The 18,746-nt window shown below is 61.6% G+C and carries 25 protein-coding genes; 13 read left to right on the top strand and 12 right to left on the bottom strand.

Annotation, left to right across the window (positions count from 1 at the left end):
• Positions 1-29: 29 nt before the first annotated feature.
• Complete coding sequence (locus M1E02_RS02280; protein ID WP_479376551.1) at positions 30-275, bottom strand: hypothetical protein; 246 nt, start codon at positions 273-275, stop codon at positions 30-32.
• 91 nt (positions 276-366) lie between these two features.
• Between M1E02_RS02280 and M1E02_RS02275 the strand changes: the two genes are divergently transcribed.
• The gene (locus M1E02_RS02275) at positions 367-1,368 is read left to right on the top strand and encodes a DUF5937 family protein (protein ID WP_479376550.1); all 1,002 of its coding nucleotides are present in this window, start codon (positions 367-369) and stop codon (positions 1,366-1,368) included.
• A 60-nt stretch (positions 1,369-1,428) separates the two neighbouring features.
• Here the strand turns inward: M1E02_RS02275 and M1E02_RS02270 are convergent, their stop codons facing one another.
• Positions 1,429-1,572: a hypothetical protein gene (locus M1E02_RS02270; protein WP_479376549.1), complete on the bottom strand. Its 144-nt coding sequence runs from the start codon at positions 1,570-1,572 to the stop codon at positions 1,429-1,431.
• Between the two features lie 987 nt (positions 1,573-2,559).
• Between M1E02_RS02270 and M1E02_RS02265 the strand changes: the two genes are divergently transcribed.
• A complete protein-coding gene (locus M1E02_RS02265) occupies positions 2,560-3,276 on the top strand; it encodes a class I SAM-dependent methyltransferase (protein ID WP_479376548.1) in 717 nt (238 codons plus the stop codon).
• Here the strand turns inward: M1E02_RS02265 and M1E02_RS02260 are convergent.
• Positions 3,260-4,714: an MFS transporter gene (locus M1E02_RS02260; protein WP_479376547.1), complete on the bottom strand. Its 1,455-nt coding sequence runs from the start codon at positions 4,712-4,714 to the stop codon at positions 3,260-3,262. The genes M1E02_RS02265 and M1E02_RS02260 overlap by 17 nt on opposite strands.
• Before the next feature lie 119 nt (positions 4,715-4,833).
• On the opposite strand from M1E02_RS02260, the gene soxR reads away from it, so the two are divergent.
• Positions 4,834-5,340, top strand: a complete 507-nt coding sequence (gene soxR, locus M1E02_RS02255) for a redox-sensitive transcriptional activator SoxR (RefSeq protein WP_479376546.1) — start codon at positions 4,834-4,836, stop codon at positions 5,338-5,340.
• A complete protein-coding gene (trmB, locus tag M1E02_RS02250; RefSeq protein ID WP_479376545.1) occupies positions 5,333-6,262 on the top strand; it encodes a tRNA (guanosine(46)-N7)-methyltransferase TrmB in 930 nt (309 codons plus the stop codon). The genes soxR and trmB overlap by 8 nt, the downstream gene beginning before the upstream one ends.
• 20 nt (positions 6,263-6,282) lie before the next feature.
• Here trmB and M1E02_RS02245 read toward each other — a convergent pair whose 3' ends face one another.
• Entirely contained in the window at positions 6,283-6,666 is a 384-nt protein-coding gene (locus tag M1E02_RS02245; protein WP_479376544.1) for a winged helix-turn-helix transcriptional regulator, read from the bottom strand.
• An 83-nt stretch (positions 6,667-6,749) separates the two neighbouring features.
• Between M1E02_RS02245 and M1E02_RS02240 the strand changes: the two genes are divergently transcribed.
• From M1E02_RS02240 to M1E02_RS02230, 3 genes are all read left to right on the top strand, one after another.
• On the top strand, positions 6,750-7,151 hold the full coding sequence (locus tag M1E02_RS02240) for a nuclear transport factor 2 family protein (protein ID WP_479376543.1): 402 nt from the start codon (positions 6,750-6,752) through the stop codon (positions 7,149-7,151).
• 119 nt (positions 7,152-7,270) lie between these two features.
• Positions 7,271-7,660 carry a nuclear transport factor 2 family protein gene (locus M1E02_RS02235; RefSeq protein WP_479376542.1) on the top strand — a complete coding sequence of 130 codons (390 nt, stop codon included), beginning with the start codon at positions 7,271-7,273 and terminating at the stop codon, positions 7,658-7,660.
• A gap of 79 nt (positions 7,661-7,739) precedes the next feature.
• Positions 7,740-8,561 (top strand): DUF1206 domain-containing protein, encoded by an 822-nt coding sequence (locus M1E02_RS02230; protein ID WP_479378038.1) that lies wholly within the window; start codon positions 7,740-7,742, stop codon positions 8,559-8,561.
• Positions 8,562-8,583: 22 nt separating this feature from the next.
• On the opposite strand, the gene trxB is transcribed toward M1E02_RS02230, so the two are convergent.
• From trxB to M1E02_RS02215, 3 genes are read right to left on the bottom strand one after another with little or no spacing between them, the layout of a single operon-like run.
• Complete coding sequence (trxB, locus tag M1E02_RS02225) at positions 8,584-9,588, bottom strand: thioredoxin-disulfide reductase (protein ID WP_479376541.1); 1,005 nt, start codon at positions 9,586-9,588, stop codon at positions 8,584-8,586.
• Positions 9,589-9,611: 23 nt separating this feature from the next.
• Positions 9,612-10,034: an arsenate reductase ArsC gene (locus M1E02_RS02220; RefSeq protein ID WP_479376540.1), complete on the bottom strand. Its 423-nt coding sequence runs from the start codon at positions 10,032-10,034 to the stop codon at positions 9,612-9,614.
• Positions 10,035-10,070: 36 nt separating this feature from the next.
• A complete protein-coding gene (locus tag M1E02_RS02215) occupies positions 10,071-10,745 on the bottom strand; it encodes an arsenate reductase/protein-tyrosine-phosphatase family protein (protein WP_479376539.1) in 675 nt (224 codons plus the stop codon).
• 45 nt (positions 10,746-10,790) lie between these two features.
• Here M1E02_RS02215 and M1E02_RS02210 point away from each other — a divergent pair, with 45 nt between their 5' ends.
• Both M1E02_RS02210 and M1E02_RS02205 read left to right on the top strand, forming a co-directional pair.
• Positions 10,791-11,531: an aquaporin gene (locus M1E02_RS02210; RefSeq protein WP_479376538.1), complete on the top strand. Its 741-nt coding sequence runs from the start codon at positions 10,791-10,793 to the stop codon at positions 11,529-11,531.
• Between the two features lie 50 nt (positions 11,532-11,581).
• A complete protein-coding gene (locus M1E02_RS02205) occupies positions 11,582-12,070 on the top strand; it encodes an SRPBCC family protein (protein WP_479376537.1) in 489 nt (162 codons plus the stop codon).
• Positions 12,071-12,150: 80 nt separating this feature from the next.
• Here M1E02_RS02205 and M1E02_RS02200 read toward each other — a convergent pair whose 3' ends face one another.
• From M1E02_RS02200 to M1E02_RS02185, 4 genes are read right to left on the bottom strand one after another with little or no spacing between them, the layout of a single operon-like run.
• Entirely contained in the window at positions 12,151-13,239 is a 1,089-nt protein-coding gene (locus tag M1E02_RS02200; RefSeq protein ID WP_479376536.1) for a hypothetical protein, read from the bottom strand.
• The gene (locus M1E02_RS02195; RefSeq protein WP_479376535.1) at positions 13,236-13,841 is read right to left on the bottom strand and encodes an ATP-binding cassette domain-containing protein; all 606 of its coding nucleotides are present in this window, start codon (positions 13,839-13,841) and stop codon (positions 13,236-13,238) included. The genes M1E02_RS02200 and M1E02_RS02195 overlap by 4 nt, the downstream gene beginning before the upstream one ends.
• Complete coding sequence (locus M1E02_RS02190; RefSeq protein ID WP_479376534.1) at positions 13,832-14,878, bottom strand: peptidoglycan-binding domain-containing protein; 1,047 nt, start codon at positions 14,876-14,878, stop codon at positions 13,832-13,834. The genes M1E02_RS02195 and M1E02_RS02190 overlap by 10 nt, the downstream gene beginning before the upstream one ends.
• Positions 14,875-15,591, bottom strand: a complete 717-nt coding sequence (locus M1E02_RS02185; protein ID WP_479376533.1) for a hypothetical protein — start codon at positions 15,589-15,591, stop codon at positions 14,875-14,877. Before M1E02_RS02185 ends, M1E02_RS02190 begins: the two co-directional genes overlap by 4 nt.
• A gap of 377 nt (positions 15,592-15,968) precedes the next feature.
• Here M1E02_RS02185 and M1E02_RS02180 point away from each other — a divergent pair, with 377 nt between their 5' ends.
• The 4 genes from M1E02_RS02180 to M1E02_RS02165 all read left to right on the top strand — a co-directional run bounded on the left by M1E02_RS02180 (position 15,969) and on the right by M1E02_RS02165 (position 17,713).
• Positions 15,969-16,145: a hypothetical protein gene (locus M1E02_RS02180; protein WP_479376532.1), complete on the top strand. Its 177-nt coding sequence runs from the start codon at positions 15,969-15,971 to the stop codon at positions 16,143-16,145.
• Between the two features lie 37 nt (positions 16,146-16,182).
• Complete coding sequence (locus M1E02_RS02175; RefSeq protein ID WP_479376531.1) at positions 16,183-16,734, top strand: GNAT family N-acetyltransferase; 552 nt, start codon at positions 16,183-16,185, stop codon at positions 16,732-16,734.
• A gap of 66 nt (positions 16,735-16,800) precedes the next feature.
• Positions 16,801-17,169, top strand: a complete 369-nt coding sequence (locus M1E02_RS02170) for an avidin-fold protein (protein WP_479376530.1) — start codon at positions 16,801-16,803, stop codon at positions 17,167-17,169.
• Between the two features lie 70 nt (positions 17,170-17,239).
• A complete protein-coding gene (locus tag M1E02_RS02165) occupies positions 17,240-17,713 on the top strand; it encodes a DUF1990 family protein (RefSeq protein ID WP_479376529.1) in 474 nt (157 codons plus the stop codon).
• Positions 17,714-17,752: 39 nt separating this feature from the next.
• Here M1E02_RS02165 and M1E02_RS02160 read toward each other — a convergent pair whose 3' ends face one another.
• Positions 17,753-18,643: a beta propeller repeat protein gene (locus tag M1E02_RS02160; RefSeq protein ID WP_479376528.1), complete on the bottom strand. Its 891-nt coding sequence runs from the start codon at positions 18,641-18,643 to the stop codon at positions 17,753-17,755.
• Positions 18,644-18,746: the final 103 nt, after the last annotated feature.

Below are 18,746 nucleotides of genomic sequence, written 5' to 3'. Positions count from 1 at the left end.
AGGGTCTTTCGCCGGGACGCCTTGAATGCTCAGAAGTGACGGATGTTGCCGCCGGCTCGATGGAACTCGACCCGGTCGTGCTCGCGTCGCTCCCGAAGACGGGCATCCATAAGAACTGCCTCGCGAAGGACGGAGAGCAAGGAAGCACCGATCTTCCGCAGCAGCCCCGCGCGAGGACCCTGAACACGGGCCGCGAGACGGTTCCTTGATTGGACCAGGGCGGATAGACGGCGGCCGGCAGGGGCCAGGGACGCGGTGCGGGTGTTTGTGCTCATGTCCCCAGCTTGAGCCGTTCCAGTAATTCATGCCACGATTCGGCCCAGCTCGAATCGTGGCGCATCGCGGCGCGGAGAATACAGTGAAGACATGCAGATCGCGCTCGGCACTGAGGACCTTACGAAGGTCCGTTTCCTCATCTCGCCCCTCTGGGAAACCGTCGGGAGCATTAGAGCGCTGCAGAAGGGAACCCCTCTCCATCGGCCGTGGATCAAGATGGCGAAGGAGCGCATCGCGGCATCTTCGGACTCGCGGGCGCAGGAGCACCTCAGCATCCTCACAACGCTCGTGCTGCCAGACGGATACATCGCTGACTCGCTGACTCCGACTCAGCCACGGCAGGACAGCTTCGGGGAGTCGTTAGAGGCCATCCGGGCCGTCCCTACGGAATTCTGGGAACGTGATCTTCGCCATCTAGCGGACCGGACGGTCGGAAGCCCCTCCCGCCTCACCATCGACGAGCTCCTGAACGACCTCGACACCGCCGTCTCCCGGATCCTCGCAGCCCTCGAATGGTACTGGGCCACCGCCGTCGAGCCTTTCTGGCCCCGGCTGCGCTCGGTACTGTTGGCCGACGTTGACTCCCGGCTGGAACAGCTGGCCCGGCACGGCATCCAAGAGGTCTTCAAGACCCTGCATCCGCGAGTGCGCCCCAACAGCACCGGTCTGGAGATCATGCGAGGCGTCACCTGCTGCCACTACACGAACAACGTCCCGGAACCCGGAATGGGCCTCATACTGGTCCCGAACGCCTTCGTCTGGCCGGACACCATGGTCCTGAACGTACAACCCTTCGTCCCCACCATCACCTACGCCCCGCGCGGCGTCGGGCGACTCTGGGAGACGGTGCGGGAAACCTCAGAATCCCCCGTCTCCGCCCTGCTCGGGCGCACCCGCGCACAGATCCTGGCGCAACTGGACGTCCCAATGACAACCACTCAACTCGCCTGCGCCCTGGACCTCGCGGCCGCGACCGTCAGCGGTCACCTCCGGGTGCTCTCCGGGAGCGGCCTGGCGGAGTCGCTTCGCTCCGGCCGTGAGGTCTTCTACCAGCGAGGCGAACTGGGAGAAGCCCTGCTCTCACGGGCCTGAACCATCGGCCAACTGCTGCTCCGCAAGCGCGCAACTGCCAGGCTGGATGCGTAACGCCGTTCAGCCTTCAGCCTTCAGCCTGCCTGAAAGGACGTCGCAGAGCCATGTCATGATCTGATCGTGGCTCCAGCCGCGCTCGACAACGAGCTGGTGGTACGTGCTGTCACCGTAGACAGTCATGAACGCATCGGTGAGCTGACCCATGGGCCAATCGGTGATCTTCAAGCGAGACGTCGAGAAGGCCCTAGCCGCCCTCAAGGTCCTGATGGAGCACCCCTAAGCCAGGGCAGTCGAATTCAGGGCGTGAGTCTCGCCGAGTAACCGCCCCATAGCGCAAGGGGTACCTGCTCCCCCAGGAGCAGATACCCCTCGGGCGCCGGCTGCTACGGCGCCTTTTGTTGTTTTTTTGCACTAAGTTCTCGCCAAGACCTGTCTGGTGGCTGAGACCTTTTTGCTGCCCGGGACCTTAGCGTCCTGTTGCAAGAATTCTTGCGGTCCGTACTCAAGGATCCGTCGATTTCTCCCAAGCTTTTTGACAGGAACCGGCAATAAACGCTCAAGACTGCCTGGATCCGTCCAGGGTTGGGCTTACGGGCACCAGAGGCGACATTTAGCCCAGCGAAAATCCGCCTGGTCAGTCGAGGTGACTGGCCCGCAATTATCCGCCGGCCTTCTTGACGGTCGCCCTGGATCGGTCGCGCCGCACTAGGACCCGCCGCCGGCCGTAACGCCCTCGACCCATGCGAAGCCGTCCACGGTTCGGGTCAACGGGAACGGAAGACGGAACGACTGCTGACGAACCGCTCCGCCGGCGCCGTAAGCGAAGGATTGCAAATACGATCAAGCCCAGCCAGACAAAGGCCGCCACGATAACGAAAAACATCGTCGGGATCGTATCCATGACTAAGTGTAGGTCCCGAACCCCTCACTCGAAACATGGCGAAAACTAATACCTGCGCAACGGTCGGCGAAAACCACTTGTCGAATCCGGAAAGCCCGCCAATCCCCCATCTGGTGGGCTTTCTTTTGCCATCCCGCCTAACTGCTCGACCGCCACTATGTGAGCCATTAGGACAGTCTCGGCACGGCGCGTCCGCCAGGGGCACATTGACCAGCTACGACAGTTCCTTTTAGAAATCCAGGCCAGCGGGAATTCGCTGGCCGCTCATGAATCGATCGAGGTTCTGTGGCATGGTGGTGCCCATGAAGGACGCCAAGGATCCGCACCACAGCCACCCCGGTCACTCTGAGCAGCACGAGCACTCAACGGACGACGCCGGCAGCGGGACCCGAAAGGCCGGCAACGCCGAAGTGTGGGACGCCATGTACAGCAGCCGACCCAAAGTGTGGAGTGGCCAGCCCAATGCCCAACTGATTGCCGAGGCTTCCGCGCTTGCTCCCGGCAGCGCCCTCGATCTGGGCTGCGGCGAAGGAGCAGATGCCATCTGGCTCGCCCAGCACGGCTGGAGGGTTGCCGGTGTGGACGTTTCCGCCGTCGCCCTTGAACGGGCTGCTGCCCATGCGGCCGACGCCGGCTGCCTGGTTGAGTGGATCAGGCAGGACCTCGCCGACTGGACTCCGGAGCAAGAATACGACCTGGTCAGCGCCCAGTTCCTGCATTCGGACGTTATGGCCTGGCAGGACCCCCTGCGCCCGGCAGTTACAGCGGTCCGTACCGGCGGGACGCTGCTGATCGTGGGCCACCATCCGGACGGGCTGCCGCCCGGGGGAAGGCATCACTCCCCCGGCAAGTTTTTCACCGCCGAGCAGGCCGCTTATGAACTCGGGATCAGATCTCCCGGCTGGAAAGTGGAGACAATGGACTCTCGGGAGCGCAGCACCAAAGGTCCGGACGGGAGCCAGATAACGGTAGCCGACGCCGTGCTCCGCGCTACGAAGCTCGCGTAGGAGTCTCCGCCCCAGGGGCCTCCGCTGCAGCTGCCTGAACAGCTCGCGCCTGCACGCGTGGGGCAATGAAAACCGCGGCGACGGCGATTACCACCGTCAGGGCGAAGACGCCGGAGAAGGAGGCTCCCGCCGTCGTCAGGGCCGTGAAGATAATTCCGGTGGTGGCCAGGGCCAGGGCCCCGCCGAGGGAATCCGAGATGGACAGTGCCGAGCTGTTGAAGCCCTGGTTGTCCGGCGTTGACAGTGCCAGGGTCATGACGCTCAGCCGGGGGTACATCAGGCCCATCCCGGCTCCCGCGAAAATCCAGCCGAAAATGGCGACGGCGGCCGGCCAGCTGAAGAGGGTTGTCACCAGCGTCGTGGCAACTGCTCCCAGCACCAGCAGTGATCCGATTGTTACGGCCATCTGGTTCTTGAGGCGACCGCCGAGCCGCCCCTGCACGGCGGAAGCGGCCGCCCAGGCCAGTGCCCCGCCCGTCAGGGTCAGCCCGGCAAATGTGGGAGAGAACCCATACCGCTCCACCAGCAGATACGGCAGGTAAACCTCAGCGCCGAAGAACGCGGCAGAGACCAGGCCGCGGCTGAGGATGACACTCGGCAGGCCACGCCATGCAGTGAGGGTTCCACGTGGAACCAAGGGGCGTACGGCAAACAACGCAATCACGACGGCGGCCACGGCCAGAACTCCCCCTACCGTGGGAACTCCGGATCCAAGGTTCATGCCGAGGACAGCGACGGCAGCGAGCCCGGCCCAGGCGAGGCGTCCGTAGGCCCATGGCTTTTGCGTCCCTTCCTGCGCGTCCTCGGATGGTCCGTGCAGGCCACGGAGGGCAGGAATGATCATGATCAAGGCTGGCACAACCAGCCCCACCACTCCCAGGAAGACCCAGTGCCAACTGGTTGCCTGAGCCACGATTCCGGCGGCGAACGGTCCGATCAGGGAAGGGATCACCCAGGCTGCCGCGAATCCGGCGAAGATTTTGGGGTGCAGCACCGGCGGGTAGACGCGGGCCACCACAACGTACAGGGCCACCGTCATGGCGCCGCCGCCCAGTCCTTGAACCAGTCTGCCCACAACAAGGATGCCCATGGTCCCGGCAGTCCCTGCTATCAGGAGCCCCAGGACGAACATCACAACCGACGTATAGAGGGGAACTACAGGGCCGTTCCGGTCGGACCAGTTTCCTGCTGCCACCATGCCGATGACTCCGGTGGCCAGCGGACCGGCGAAGGCCAGGGCGTACAGGGTCGCCCCGTCCAGTTCGCGGCTCACCACCGGCATGATGGTGGTCACGGCGAGGGACTCGAAAGCGGCCAGAAACACGAGGGCGCAGGCACCCACGGTGACCAGCAGGTATGGGCGATGGAAGATCCCGGCGCTTGCGGTCACGGTGGGAGGGGCGGAACTTTGCACTGGTACGGCCTGATCGGTAGTCATGGACGTTACCGTAGGACCTCAACTAAGGTTGAGGTCAAGGTTCGGTCCGGCGTCGGTTTTTCGTGGTGCTGGTCTCTGGTTTGGTCGGTCTGGGGCCGAGGGAACGCTAAAGGGGAAGCATGCCACAGGTACCGGGCGGAACGCATCATGTTCTATCGATAGGCGAGTTGGCCGAGCGTAGCGGAGTGGCGCCGTCGGCCCTTCATTTCTACGAACGCAACGGCCTTCTCTCCTCCATCCGGACTTCCGGAAACCAGCGCAGGTACCGCCGTGATGCTCTTCGCCGGGTCGCATTCATCCGGGTGTCCCAGCGCGTGGGGATACCGCTGAAGGACATTGGAGCTGCGCTGGACTCCCTGCCCGAGGCCCGAACCCCCACTAAGCGGGACTGGGCCCGCCTCTCCAGGCTGTGGCGCTCCGAACTCGACGGGCGGATTGAGGCCCTGGAGCATCTGCGCCGGGACCTGGACGGATGCATCGGCTGCGGCTGCCTGAGCCTGAAAGCGTGCCGGCTGCAGAATCCGCAGGACGAACTCGGCGGGACGGGCAGCGGAAGCGGTCCCCGCCGCTGGGAGCCTGAGGGGAGTACACGTCCGGGACTCAACTATTCTGGGAGTGATGAGTGAATCCCCAGAAAATCCCCAGCAGCCGCAGACTCCGCGGCCGGTCACGCCTGGCACGCAGGCTTCCTTCGGTACCTACGGCGGCCGGCCGGTCAGCTTTGTGCGCCGCGGGACCCGGCTCCAGGGCCGTCGCCAGCAGGCTTGGGAAGAGCATGCCGACCGTTGGGCGCTGGATGTCCCCCGCCATGTAGCCAACACTTCGGTGCACCCTGACTACGTGTTCGACGCCGAAGAGGAGTTTGGACGCAAGGCACCGCTGATTGTGGAGATCGGATCAGGCCTCGGCGATGCCGTGTGCCATGCAGCGGAGGAAAACCCGGGCACCGATTTCCTGGCCGTGGAGGTCTATACCCCGGGCCTGGCCAACACCATCATCAAGATCAACAGCCGCAAGCTCAGCAACGTCCGGGTTGTGGAAGCCAACGCTCCCGAGGTGTTGTCCACTATGCTGCCGCCGGGCTCGGTCACCGAGATCTGGGTGTTCTTTCCCGACCCGTGGCACAAGTCCCGCCACCACAAGCGCCGCCTCATCCAGCCGGAATTCGCCGAGCTCGCGGCAAAGTCCCTCAAACCGGGAGGGCTGCTGCGGATTGCCACTGACTGGTCCAACTACGCAGTGCACGTCCGTGACGTCATGGCCGGATCCCCTCATTTCGAGAACCTGCACGACGGCGAGCGCCGCGGCCCGCAGAGCCCTCTTACCCAGGTGTGGCAGTCCGGCGTCGAATCCCTGGTGGGCGGCGCACCGGTCAAAGAAGGCCGCGCCCCGGTGAGTACGGAACACACCGGCCCTAACGAAGGGATCGATGAAACCGGCGGCTGGGCACCGCGGTTCGAGGGCAGGATCCGGACCAGCTTCGAGAACAAAGCGCACGAGGCCGGCCGGCTGATTTTCGATCTCTGCTACCGGCGGATTGAGCTGTAGCCGGCTGACCCAAGTGAAACCTAAGTGAAGGCAGCCGGGTGGACGCGCTTGTCGTAAGACTCCCGCGCTGACATCACGTCTTCGATGTACTCCTCCGCCCAGAGGCCCAGCGCCGTCAGCGGCTCCCGCAGCGTCTGGCCGAGGGCGGTCAACTCATACTCAACGCGGGGCGGCATCTCGTCATAAGCGGTCCGGTCCACGATCCCGTCCCGTTCCAGGTCCCGCAGCGTGTCGGCCAAGACTTTGCCGCTGATGCCGTCTACGGCCTGCCGCAGCTCCCCGAACCTCAACGGACCCTCGCTGAGAGCGATGACGATCATGGCCGTCCACTTGTTTGCGATCTTCGCCAAGGAAGTCCGCGAGGGGCACGTGGCCACCATTACGTTCCAGGCCGGAACACTCACTGAATCAAGCTCCTTAGTTACGTTGATGTAACAGGTTACCGACTGTAACTATAGGCGGGTAAGCCCAAACGAAGGAGAACCAGATGACTGACCAGACTCCGGCGGCCGTATCCGCCTCATACTTCGACGCCCTCGGCAGCGGTGACGTAGCAGCGGCAATGGCGCTCCTGAGCCCTGACGTGGTGTGGCACCAGCCGGGTTCGAACCGCTTCTCCGGCGACCATAAAGGCCTCGACGGCGTGGGTTCGTTGCTGGGCGGGATGATGGAAACGAGTCAGGGCACGTTCCAGCTCGCCGTCACCGGACCCGCAATGGTCAACGGCGAACTTGTGGCCGTTCCGGTGCGGTTTTCCGGCAAGCGTGCGGATAGATCGATGGACATGTCCGGCGTCGATCTCCTCACCGTCCGCAACGGAAAGATCGCCGAAGTGCATCTGTTCTCGGAGGACGGCCAGGCAGAGGACGCATTCTGGGGACAGCCCTAAGCCCTTCCTGCAGGACAGGGGCCGGCCGCACCTGACAACAGGGCGGCCGGCCCCTTGTTCCGTCTCACCGTTGCACGGTCTATGTTGTAGGGATACATACAACATAGTGAGGATCCAGCGTGTTTGTGCATGATTACTTGGCGGCATTGGAAGCTGGCGATGTGCAACGGATCCTTACGCTCTTCACTGCAGATGGCGTGGTGCACTCACCGCTATATGGCGAGATGCCGGCCAGTGAGTTCTACCCCGCCCTCTTCGCAGATACTGCCGAATCCAAGCTGACACTCAAAACTGTGCTGCACGGAGACCACGATGGCTCGCCGACTGTGGCCTTCTGGTTTGATTTCGACTGGACCCTGGCGAATGGGTCTCCGGCGCCCTTTTCGGTGGTGGACATCGCAAAACTAAACCCCGAAGGGCTCATCACCGAACTGCACATCATTTATGACACCGCGGCCATCCGACCGCTCTTCGAGCACAGCCAACAACAAACGCGTCATCAAGATTGATCCGGCAACAGAACATGCAATCATCACCGTGACAGGCCTCTCACGGAATCACCATCACTGAGTCAAGAACGAGAGGCCGATCATCAAAAAGGAACTCAAAGAGGCGGCAGCGACCGCCGAAGAAGCGAGCGAGTCACGGGCGCTTGAATTGCTGGCGCGCGCCGGATTCGCCGTCAGCGGCGTCCTCCACTTTCTCGTAGGCGCCATCGCCATCCGCCTCGCAACCGGCGGTGAGGGCCAGGCAGATGTGAGCGGAGCCGTGGCTGAGCTCTCAAGCCAGCCCGCTGGCCCTATCCTGCTCTGGAGCTCTTTTGTAGCCTGCGTGGCACTTGCCCTCTGGCAGACCGGCGACGCCATCTTCGATTTCAACCACCTCCCAGGCAAACAGAAGCTCAAGAAGAAACTGAAGGCGGCCGGCCTTGCTCTGGTCTTCGTTACCTTTGCCGTCACCCTAATCTCCTTCGCCCTGGGAGCACGACAAGACAACGGGGAGTCCGCGAGCGATCTGACTATTGCTGTGATGACGTTCCCCGGGGGCGTGGTGCTGCTGATCCTGGTAGGTTCGGCAGTGGCCATTGCCGGCGTGGTCTACGGCATTCGGGGTTTCCGGCAATCTTTCGCCAAACTTCTCCGATGGCCCGCTTCCGCCCCTGCCCGCCGCGCCGTGAAGGTTGTGGGAATCGCCGGGTACGCGGCCAAGGGAATTGCCCTTGTTCTTGTGGGCCTGCTGATCGTCATCGCCACGGTGCAGGCGCAACCGGAGCAGTCCACCGGACTGGACGGCGGGCTGAGGGCACTCCGCGAGCAGCCTCTGGGCGTGTATGCCCTGGCTGCCGTGGGAGTGGGGCTGGCCTGTTATGGGGTGTTCCAGGCGGTGCGGGCCAAGTTCGGAAAGATGTAGCGGACCCGGTCCCATCCCTCGATCAGGCGTGTGTTGGCTCTTCCACCAGTGCGGTGGCGATGCTGTCCGCATCGTCTAACGCGGCAAGGTACCGTTCGGCGTCCAGGGCTGCGGCGCAGCCGGTGCCTGCGGCAGTGATGGCCTGGCGGTAGCGGTGGTCCACGGCGTCGCCGCATGCGAACACACCGGAAAGATTGGTAACAGTGGTGGGGGAATCAACCTTGATGTAGCCCTCGGCGTCCAGCTCCACTTGCCCGGCCACCAGCTCGGTACGCGGCACGTGCCCGATCGCCACGAAGATACCGGTCGCCGCCTGCTCCCGGGTCTCGCCGGTGCGGGTGTCCCTCAATGTCACGCCGCTGACCTTGCCATCGCCATGAATGGCAGTGACGGCCGAGTTCCACGCGAAACTGATCTTGGGATTGTCCTTTGCCCGCTGGGCCATGATCCGGGACGCACGCAGCTGGTCCTTGCGGACGACGACGGTCACGGACTTTCCGAAGCGGGTCAGGAAGGTGGCTTCCTCCATTGCGGAGTCCCCACCGCCGACCACAATGATGTCCTGGTCACGGAAGAAGAAGCCGTCGCAAGTGGCGCACCAGGAGACGCCGTGGCCGCTGAACTTCTTCTCCTCCGGCAGGCCGAGCTCTTTGTAGGCGGAGCCGGTGGCGAGAATGACGGCGGGCGCCTCATGGGTCTCACCCGCGCCGGTGACCACGCGCTTAAGGTGCCCGGTCAGCGTCACCTCGGTGACGTCGTCGGACACCACCTGCGCGCCGAACCGTTCAGCCTGCTGCTGCAGACCGTCCATAAGCTCCGGCCCCTGTATCCCGCCCGGGAAACCCGGAAAGTTCTCGACGTCGGTGGTGTTCATCAGTGCACCGCCCGCGGTGACGGACCCGGCCAGGACGAGCGGCTTCAGCCCGGCCCGCGCCGCGTAGATGGCAGCGGTGTAGCCAGCGGGGCCGGACCCGATGATGATCAGTTGCTCTGTGCTTTTGGTGTCGGGGCTCTTCGTGTCGCTCATGGCAGGACTCCTGTTATTTCGCTTTATTTCGCTGAAGGAACGAGGGACTCGATCAGGTTCTCGATGCGGCCCTTGATCTCGTCCCGGATCGGGCGGACGGAATCGACGCCCTTGCCTGCGGGGTCCTCCAGGACCCAGTCCTCGTAGCGCTTCCCCGGGAAGTAGGGGCATTCGTCGCCGCAGCCCATGGTGATCACGACGTCGGATTCCTTGACGGCCTCGGTGGTGAGGACCTTGGGGGTCTCCTTTGACATGTCGATGCCGAGCTCGGCCATGGCCTCGACGGCGGCAGGGTTGATCTTCTCGGCGGGCTGGGAACCTGCTGAGCGGACTTCGATCTCGCCCTTGCCCAGGGTGGTGAGGAAGGCTGCGGCCATCTGCGAGCGGCCCGCGTTGTGGACGCAGACGAACAGGACGGATGGCTTCTTTGTTGTTTCGGTGGTCATCGTGTTTCTCCTGGTTGATGGAATTTACGGGAAGGGTCAGGCCGCGCGAACGCGCGGGGCAAGATCGCCTACCCGGTGGGCGATCTCCTCGAAGGCATGCTCAAACGCCTCAGGGGTTCCCTGACGCACGGGATCGGGCACTGACCAGTGAACGCCTCCGAGTCCGCTCAGCTCCTCATGGGCGTTGTCACAAACAGTCACCACAAAGTCCCCCTCTCCGGCCACCGGGTCAAGGCGACGCGGCGCCCTGTCCGGAAGGCTGAGGCCGTGACGGCGGGCAACCTCTATGGCCCCGCGGGCGATGTGATCGGCGGGATGGGTTCCCGCTGACGTTGATGGGATTTCGCTGATCTGTTGCCAGAGCGCTGTGGCAAGTTGGGACCGTGCACTGTTTCGTGTGCAGACGAAGACCACGCGGCGGGCTCCGTGCTCGATCCCTGGGACCAGGCCCTCGAGAGCGCCGGGAGCAAGGCGGATATAGCTGCGCCGCCGGTCTGCTTCCGAGCGGCGCCGGGTCACCAGCGCGGCTTCCTCGAGAGTACGCAGATGGTGGGACAGCAGGTTCGAAGGCATGCCGAGCTCGGCCTGCAGCTCGGTAGGAGAAAGGTCCCCGAGGGTCAGGAGGTCCACGATGCGCAGACGCGCTGCATCGGCGAGGGCGGCATGCTTGGCTACCCGCTCTCGAAACTCGTCAATTACGTCAATATTCATTGCCTCAAGCTTGACTGAGATAATTCTTTGGGTCAAGCTGGTTCCATGAATTTTTCCCAGCCACCTCTATGGCGCCGTGCCATCGCTGAACTTCTCGGTACCGGCCTTCTTGTGACCGTCGTCGTAGGCTCCGGGATCGCCGCCGAACAGCTCTCGCCGGGCGACGTCGGCCTGCAACTGCTCGAGAACAGCACCGCCACCGTGTTCGGCCTGACCGTGCTGATTCTGATATTCGGGCCCGTCAGTGGAGCGCACTTCAACCCCGTGGTCTCCCTCGCCGACTGGATTCTGGGGCGGCGCAGCGGTTCCGGGCTGAGCCTTCCAGAGGTGGGCACCTACGTGGTGGCCCAGACCGTGGGGGCAATCAGCGGAAGCGTTTTGGCGAACGCAATGTTCGACGTCGGGACCTCAATTTCCACCAAGGAACGTCTCACGCCGGGCCATCTCCTCAGCGAGGTCGTAGCCACCGCCGGGCTGATCCTGCTGATCTTCGCCTTGGCCCGGACCTCGCGTGGAGTCCTTGCGGCCCCGGCCGTCGGCGCATACATCGGGGCTGCCTATTGGTTCGCCTCCTCAACATCGTTCGCAAACCCGGCGGTGACGGTGGGCCGCATGTTCAGTGACACGTTCGCGGGAATCGTACCCGGCTCCGTGCCGGGCTTCGTCCTGGCACAGCTGGTGGGCGCAGCAGCAGGGATGGGCCTTCTCCTGGTCCTCTTCCCCACTGCGGGCCGCTCCGCCGACGACGTTGTCATCCCCCACCGGGCCGAGTCCGTGGGCTCCTGACGGGCGGTCTCCTCCCTGGGGCCGGCACTCGTCACCACTACACTGGCGGGATGCCACAAGTACGCGCCGAGCGGTTCATCAACCTCGATCCGGAAACCGCCTTTGCATTCTCACAGACCACGGGGGAATTCCGATTGAAGTGGGACCCGTTCATTTCCGCCCAGGGCTGGCTCGACGGCGCCCGGGCGGCCGGCAAGGGAGTCCGGACGCGGACGGTGTCCCGGATGGGGCTGGTGATGGTCAGCGAATACGTCTCTTTCGTCCCGCCTCGGAACGTAGGGATGACGATGGTGTCCGGGCCGTGGTTCTTTGAGAACTTCGGCGGCGGCTGGCGTTTCACGGCGGACGACGACGGCACGCGCGCTGTGTGGAAATACACGTTCTCGTGCCGCCCCCGCTGGCTGAAGCCCGTGGCCGAGAAGGTGGGCAGTTGGCTCCTGGCCCGCGAGATCGAACAGCGTATTGACGCGTTTGCACGCGCCTGTGAAGACCCTGCGCTGGTGGCCGAGTTCCGCAGCACGCACTCAGAACCGGTGTAGCTCGGCTTTCACCTCCGCCGCCAGATAAAGTTCAAATGTTCACTAGGAGAACTGCTTACATTGTGCGTGCCCTCGTAGAGCTACCGGTTCCTAAAGTACTCAAACAGATGCTTTTCTTTAGCTGCAGTGGAGCTAAAGCAGGCACTCGAAATGAACGCCGTTGAGGCGATCAGGATCGGCTTGAGACCGATGGTAAGTAGGGCTGGATCGCCAGAATCGTTTCCGACTGCTATGGCCCACGAAACGCTGGTGATACATAGAGCAGACGCCGTTAGGGCCACCAGAATGCATTCGATACTTATTTGTATGGCTTGGTCCGCGAAAGTGACGCCACTATGTTTGGCAGCAGCGAGTTCCAGTCGGCGAACGCGGATGAAAAGGTACCCCAGTATCGCCCCACCGATCAGAGCTGCGGGGCCACCGAATCGGGTGACGCGTTCCTCGAACTGCGAGAAGCCGTCAAAGGAAGCTCCATGGCGGCTATTGAGCTGGGTAACAAGTGGCTCCTCCGTCGAAGCGCCAGGATCGTCTGCCGACAGTGATAAACGGATGAGCGTTCGGAGTTCGATTGACTGTGGCCAGGACTCGACCCAACACTCATCGAATGCAGCGTTGGTAGAGGCAGGAATGAGCAGTGCATAACCTAACCCAGGGCGGCGTCCATCCAAGGGATAATCGAAAATGCCTGCCACGGCCGCAGGCCCTTGATCGGTGTCAACTTGAGTGTCGTGTTCTAGCGTTTTTCTTGTGATGTTGAATGCTTGTGCTAGCTCCTGAGGGATAAAGATACCCGGCTGGGTGGCAGGGATCTGTCCTAGCAACTGGGGGAATCCAGCTGTCACTTCCTTCGCCGGAACCGGCGAGGCAGGCAGGGCAAGGAGCTTGACATTGCTTGCGGATCTTATGGCACCGGCCGCCGTAACACCTGGCATTTCCGAGAGCATAGTGCATTTTCTGCCGTCTATCTGCCCCGGTGCCACCAAGGTAGTGATGGCCGCACCTGAGTTCTTATAAACACTCGCTTTCGCGAGTAGGGCGGCGGTTGCGGATAGATCTGCTATGCCGAGCCCACCTCCGACGAGGGCCAGAGCCAGAGCGAACCATATGGCTCTGGATGTACCTGAAATGAGATTGCGCCAGGCTTCACTCAACACTGCTGTCATCTTCATCGGCTGGTCGCCTCTAGATCCAATACGTCTGTGCAGGCATCGCGTGTGCGGGGGTCGTGTGTGGCGACGATGATGATCGTTCCCTCAGCTGAGACTTTCTGCAGGGTCTGGTTGACGGTCGCGGCGGTCCTGGGATCCAGCTGGGCTGTTGGCTCGTCGACTAGGAGTAGGTCCGGCCGTGCGGCAATTGAACGAATCAGCATCAGCCGCTGGGCTTCTCCTCCGGAGAGTTCTTGGAAGCGTCGCCCTGAAATGTTTCCCAGATCCACTGACGACATGAAGTCCAGAGCATAGACTTCGGCGGCAGCTCTAGACATTCCTTGGGCTAAGAGGGGCAGCACCACGTGATCGAGTGCGCTGCGCCGAGCAACGCCGTGCGGGTTTTGGAAAACCCATCCGATCCGCTCAATATTCTCCAACGTAACTGTGCCGGCGGTTGGGGCTACCCAGCCAGCAATGATGCTCAGTAGAGTGCTTTTGCCGGATCCTGACGGCCCTACAAGAGCATATTTTCGTCCCAGGTGAAAATCATGGCTCAGATCGTCAAACAGCACAGTTGTTTCGCTGAACGCGTGGCTGAGCTTCTGAATACTTACTCGCACAGGTCCTCAGGTCCTGGGTCAAGGTCCACTTCGGAGAGCTGGCCGGTGCCCTCACCAGTGAGATACGAGACGCCAAGCTGTGACCCCACAATGGCTACCGGGTAAACGACGTCGCGGGAAGAGATGCAGGCCTTCGTTCCTTCAACGCCGAAAAGCGCACCTGGCGGAACCGCCAGCACCTCCGCTGGAGTAGCGAGTTCGTACTGTCCAGTGAGAGTTCCGGGCGTGTCTGACGTTTGGGCCGCCGCATAGCTCGCCAATCCTGCCAACTCCGCTAAGGCCGTTGCGTCAGTGATAGTTCCGTCAGCCGCCACGTCGAACTGGACGCCATCCACGACGAGCACCCTCCCACCAGGTGTACGGCGCTCCAGGCTATTAGCTAGTCGTGCTGTGGTAATTTGCGCCGGCAAGTCGGCCAGCTCATCTCCTTCAACAACTCTTGCACCCGGCAGGGCTGCACACTTTTGGATCGTTTGCTCGGCCAACGGAAGCCACATCATGTGGTCACGAGGAACACGAGTGCCGTCGCCCGTAATGCCGAGCGTGGCGGCAAGACTTGCGTATGCGTCAAGAGTTGCCGCGTCCAAGACACCGGTCACGGGTGTTTGATACCCAAGGCGTGTCAATTCTGCCTGTAGCGCCCTGACGTCCTCGCCGACGTCTCCGGTATTGAGATCTCGCCAGAGCGGTGTCGCCGTTGCCAAATTGAGCAAAGGTTTGCCATCCACCGCGAATGTGCTGCTCCCGGAGGCCACAGCTTGGCCCGAGATACAGGACGATGCTGTCACCGTGCCGGACAGTCCCGCGATGAGTTTGCGTGGCTCAGATAGCCCGAGGGTGACCTGGACACTCATTGAATCCTTGAACTTCACGGTAGAGACGGGCATTATCGCCGCTGGCGTGGCCGATGCGAGGTCGCTAGGAACCGGCGACGGAGTCAAGGCCATGCCGGCTCCGAAGGCAACGCTGGCCGCAATCACTGCCGCGATGGCAGGAAGTTTCCATGTGGCCTCTTTTACTGTCTTCCGTAGAGTCAAGAACCGGCCGCTTCTAGGTTTAGTGGGTCCAAGCCGCAAGTTCGAAATCTTGGATCCGCCTCATCAAATGGGAAGTTCTCCGCGGCGAAACCTTCTTCGTAGTCGTTGGCCGTGTATCCCTTCTCCACTAAACCGCTGCGGGCGAGACAGTCAGCCATGATCGCAAACTCATCCTTGTTCTCGGGATTCCTGTTTATCTGAAAATATAGGCCCGAAATGTGGCTGGACGTTTCTGCGCGGCAGTTCTTACTGATGTCCTCATACTTCTCGTCCGTCATGCTGGTGGGCGCCTGGGACTTAATGGAGTCTCGTTCTTGAAGCTCCACCTGAATATTGAAGCCGGCCATGCAGGTAACGAAAGCAGTCCTGACCTCGTTGTTCTCTTGGTCCGTGATCTTCTCATCAGCTAGGATTTTTTTCTGAAGGTCAGTCGTTGCTTCAGAGTAAGCGGTGCGGAAAAGGTCGGCCCAAGGCCCAGAGAAGGCCGGCGTACCGGCATCCTGCTGGACCTTGGAACCTGTGACCTCTGGGCCGCTGCTGTCAGAGCATCCAATCAGCGATACGGCTAGGAACGCCGATGCCAAGGCAATGCGCGCACATTGCGGGAAAAGAGCCATTGCGGAGTTAGACCCGGGCCCACCCGTATGAGGTGATGTTGGCGTAGTCCATGAACTGCCAAGATGTCTGTCCTCGATAAGCAGCAGGTCCTTCATACCGAGTCCCGAAGTTGACGGTCACGGTGCTCTTGATAGGAAAGCTACAGGTAGCGTTTATCGCCCGGCTGCTGGTGTAGTCACCGCACAAGCCTGAAATCGCCGAAGCGGGTTGCGCGAACGTGAGTGCCCCCACCGCCAGAAGCCCGGTCAACGCAGTGGTACCAGCAATTTTTTTGAACGACAAAGAACGCATGAAAATTTCCCCAAATTTTTCTCTTGACAGCTATTGTCAAGATGTTGACAGCCTAACCCAAGTCCCCGAGGCGCACCAATCCGCCCAGGTGCGGGCAGCTGGCTTCTAGGCGGCGTACCTAAGGCATTGGGCCGGGTCAATAAGGAACAATGGTCGCAGTTCCAATCAGGAGGCAGAAGCTTTGAAAAGAATCGCTCAAGGGAAAAGGACAATCCTGCATGCGCCGGACGAAGTCATCAACAACCTTGAGACCACCAGCGCGTTCTACCACCTGCCTGAGGTGGAGAAGTGCCACGGAACTCTAGAAGACCTCTTAGCTATGATCGTCGGCCCGGAAGTGACCCTTGCCGCTGTCTGACTCGAGCAGGGACGATGACAACGGCGGTAATCGACGCATGACTGAGCCCTTCCCGCCCTGGCCAACCACACCACCCACCTACGGTTCAGTCATTTTGCGCCCGTTCACCGACGACGACGTACATCTCGCCTTCGAGCTGGGGAACGATCCTTACATCCCCCTCATTGGCAGCCTTCCCGCACTCCCCACGGCACAGCAGGCTCTGGAATGGATCTACCGGCAGCGCGGGCGGTACTCCGAAGGAGCAGGACTGTCCTTCGCCATTGCCGATGCCGAATCCGACAACGCCGTTGGTGCGATCGGACTGTGGCTGCAGAACATGTCAGCCGGACGCGCGACGGTCGGCTACTCGGTTGCCCCCGCACACCGGGGCCGCGGGATCGCCAGCAGCGCACCGAAAGCACTGACCGCGTTCACCTGGACCATTCCTGCACTGCACCGGATCGAGCTGTATATCGAGCCGTGGAACAGCAGCTCACGTCGCGTTGCCGAGGCGTCCGGTTTCCAGCGTGAGGGCCTGCTCCGCAGCCACCAGGAGATTGGTGGTCTCCGCCGCGACATGCTGCTCTACGCGACAACGCGCCATTGACCGGACCTTGGCTGCATATCCGGACCATTGGGAATTCCTGCGCAAACCGTTGCTATGGTTCGGAGCGTGAGCAATGAAGCAGCGGCCAAAGCCGAAACAGTGTCCCTGGACGGTCGCATATTCGCCGGAGTTGAGAACTCCGCAACCGGCGAAGTCGGACAATCCACTACTTTCACCTATCACCAGGAAGATGACGTGATTTGGGCGGAGTACTCAGGAGGTGCGGTCATCCGCGGCTACCTCGTCGGAACCCGAAACGCCGGGAAGTTGAACTTTCGCTATGCCCACCTTGGTACCAACAAGGAAACCTCAACCGGAGTTTGTGAATCGAGTATCGAGGTTCTTGGTGACGGCCGGGTACGTTTCCATGAGACGTGGGCTTGGGAATCACGTCCCGAAACCGGCAACAGCATTGTCGAAGAGCTGCAGCGGTAGATGAAACCGGATCACGCGCCCAGACAACCAAAAAACAGCCGCAATTCAGAACCGCGAGAGGGACAACCGCATGACGACACCGCATCTTGACCAGTGGCCTGCCAGCGACCGCAAGTACCGTCGCTCAGAGCTGACAACTCACCTCGGCAGTGGCGATGCGGTATGGCAACGCGTAGCTCAGGAAGTGCTCCTCTGGAGGGTGAAGACCGAGAGCGGCTTCGTCGTGAACACCACAGGTCCGGTTTCACCGGGGGATCGTGTCCTCGTCTTTGCGCGCCTGTTTGGCCTCACCGTCACAGAACCAGTGGAAGTCATGGCTGTCGTCCAAGAAGATGCGAGGCGCGGATTTTCTTACCGCACCTTGCCCGGCCATCCAGTGGACGGTGAGGAAGCCTTCGTTGTTCACCGCGACGGCGACGAAGTGCATCTCACCGTTCGCTCGCTCACCAGGGCGGCAACACAACAACCATGGAAACTGCTCTTCCCACTCCTCCTGACCGCACAACGCATTGTCCAGAGGCGTTACCTGCGCGCACTGCGCTGAAGCTCCTGGGGCGTACCCCCAGAAACTAGGCCACCTAGACTAAAGCGACATTTCGACCTGAATCCACTCGTTCCCGTCATACTCATTCCACATGTTCTCGCCCGTGACAATGAGCTTGTCATGAAGCACCATGGCGCGTGCCGAGAAGAATGTCTCCACTGCTTTGGCCTTTTTACCGGCGATCCGATAAAGACCATATGCATCGGCACATTGGTAGACGGTGCCGCGATAGCAGGCGAGGCTGCCGCCGTAAATCTCACTGCCATCCACATCGCCCACATATTTGATTCTCTTCCAGCCGGCGTTTCCATCCCACTTGTACAAAACCCCTTGCCAGCCTGAAATATAGATTTCGTTCGGGGCAACGCAGAGAACGCCATTGAGTACCTTCTTGGTGGGAACCGAGCCGACCTCGCTCCAACGCTGGCCGTCAAACGCCAGCACCATCCCCGCTTGCCCCACAGCGACGGCGAAATCAGGCCCAAAGGCATGCACGTTCAAGATCCGGCCTGTCTTGATTGCGCCGCTTAAGGTCTGCCCACCATCCCAGTGCACCAGGCCCTTGCTGTGGAAAATCCAATAGTCGTCGCTGGCGCGTTCCCAAATCTCCGTGACAGCGAAGCTGAGCGACAGTGGAAGTTCTTCAACGGTGTCATCGATCACCCGCATCAGGGTGCCATCATCGGAGCTGAGCAGAAAACCGCCAGCAGCCAGTCGCGTGATGCTTTGAAACCAGAGCGGAAGCGGCAGGATAGGAGTCCACTCAGTTCGATCAGGGAACGACTTGACTTCGATAACGCAGCTGTTGATTTCTTCCGCATCGAAGGGAAGCGGATAGTAATTCGCGAGCACAAAGCTCTCGTTGGATTGCGCACCCTCGATGGCCTCGTATAGGTCCGTCTCCATCTTCGGAACATCTTCGCTCTGCATGCAGGGATCCCTTAGGTCTTGGGTGCTGCTCTAATTGCGTGGCCTCGAACAGACGCAAGGCCGATAAAGCGCTTGAGTGGGCGAATGTTCACTTCCAAACTGT

The sequence above is a fragment of the Arthrobacter sp. Z5-13 genome (assembly GCF_056499105.1).
Note: the sequence above shows the minus strand (reverse complement) of the source record. Positions and strands in the feature narration are given on the sequence as shown.

What these genes read in the sequence shown, in the direction of transcription:
- M1E02_RS02280 (WP_479376551.1), bottom strand. Translation starts at nt 275, where the DNA reads ATGAGCACAAACACCCGCACCGCGTCCCTGGCCCCTGCCGGCCGCCGT.
- M1E02_RS02275 (WP_479376550.1), top strand. Translation starts at nt 367, where the DNA reads ATGCAGATCGCGCTCGGCACTGAGGACCTTACGAAGGTCCGTTTCCTC.
- M1E02_RS02270 (WP_479376549.1), bottom strand. Translation starts at nt 1,572, where the DNA reads ATGGGTCAGCTCACCGATGCGTTCATGACTGTCTACGGTGACAGCACG.
- M1E02_RS02265 (WP_479376548.1), top strand. Translation starts at nt 2,560, where the DNA reads ATGGTGGTGCCCATGAAGGACGCCAAGGATCCGCACCACAGCCACCCC.
- M1E02_RS02260 (WP_479376547.1), bottom strand. Translation starts at nt 4,714, where the DNA reads ATGACTACCGATCAGGCCGTACCAGTGCAAAGTTCCGCCCCTCCCACC.
- soxR (WP_479376546.1), top strand. Translation starts at nt 4,834, where the DNA reads ATGCCACAGGTACCGGGCGGAACGCATCATGTTCTATCGATAGGCGAG.
- trmB (WP_479376545.1), top strand. Translation starts at nt 5,333, where the DNA reads ATGAGTGAATCCCCAGAAAATCCCCAGCAGCCGCAGACTCCGCGGCCG.
- M1E02_RS02240 (WP_479376543.1), top strand. Translation starts at nt 6,750, where the DNA reads ATGACTGACCAGACTCCGGCGGCCGTATCCGCCTCATACTTCGACGCC.
- trxB (WP_479376541.1), bottom strand. Translation starts at nt 9,588, where the DNA reads ATGAGCGACACGAAGAGCCCCGACACCAAAAGCACAGAGCAACTGATC.
- M1E02_RS02220 (WP_479376540.1), bottom strand. Translation starts at nt 10,034, where the DNA reads ATGACCACCGAAACAACAAAGAAGCCATCCGTCCTGTTCGTCTGCGTC.
- M1E02_RS02215 (WP_479376539.1), bottom strand. Translation starts at nt 10,745, where the DNA reads ATGAATATTGACGTAATTGACGAGTTTCGAGAGCGGGTAGCCAAGCAT.
- M1E02_RS02210 (WP_479376538.1), top strand. Translation starts at nt 10,791, where the DNA reads ATGAATTTTTCCCAGCCACCTCTATGGCGCCGTGCCATCGCTGAACTT.
- M1E02_RS02205 (WP_479376537.1), top strand. Translation starts at nt 11,582, where the DNA reads ATGCCACAAGTACGCGCCGAGCGGTTCATCAACCTCGATCCGGAAACC.
- M1E02_RS02200 (WP_479376536.1), bottom strand. Translation starts at nt 13,239, where the DNA reads ATGAAGATGACAGCAGTGTTGAGTGAAGCCTGGCGCAATCTCATTTCA.
- M1E02_RS02185 (WP_479376533.1), bottom strand. Translation starts at nt 15,591, where the DNA reads ATGAAGGACCTGCTGCTTATCGAGGACAGACATCTTGGCAGTTCATGG.
- M1E02_RS02175 (WP_479376531.1), top strand. Translation starts at nt 16,183, where the DNA reads ATGACTGAGCCCTTCCCGCCCTGGCCAACCACACCACCCACCTACGGT.
- M1E02_RS02165 (WP_479376529.1), top strand. Translation starts at nt 17,240, where the DNA reads ATGACGACACCGCATCTTGACCAGTGGCCTGCCAGCGACCGCAAGTAC.
- M1E02_RS02160 (WP_479376528.1), bottom strand. Translation starts at nt 18,643, where the DNA reads ATGCAGAGCGAAGATGTTCCGAAGATGGAGACGGACCTATACGAGGCC.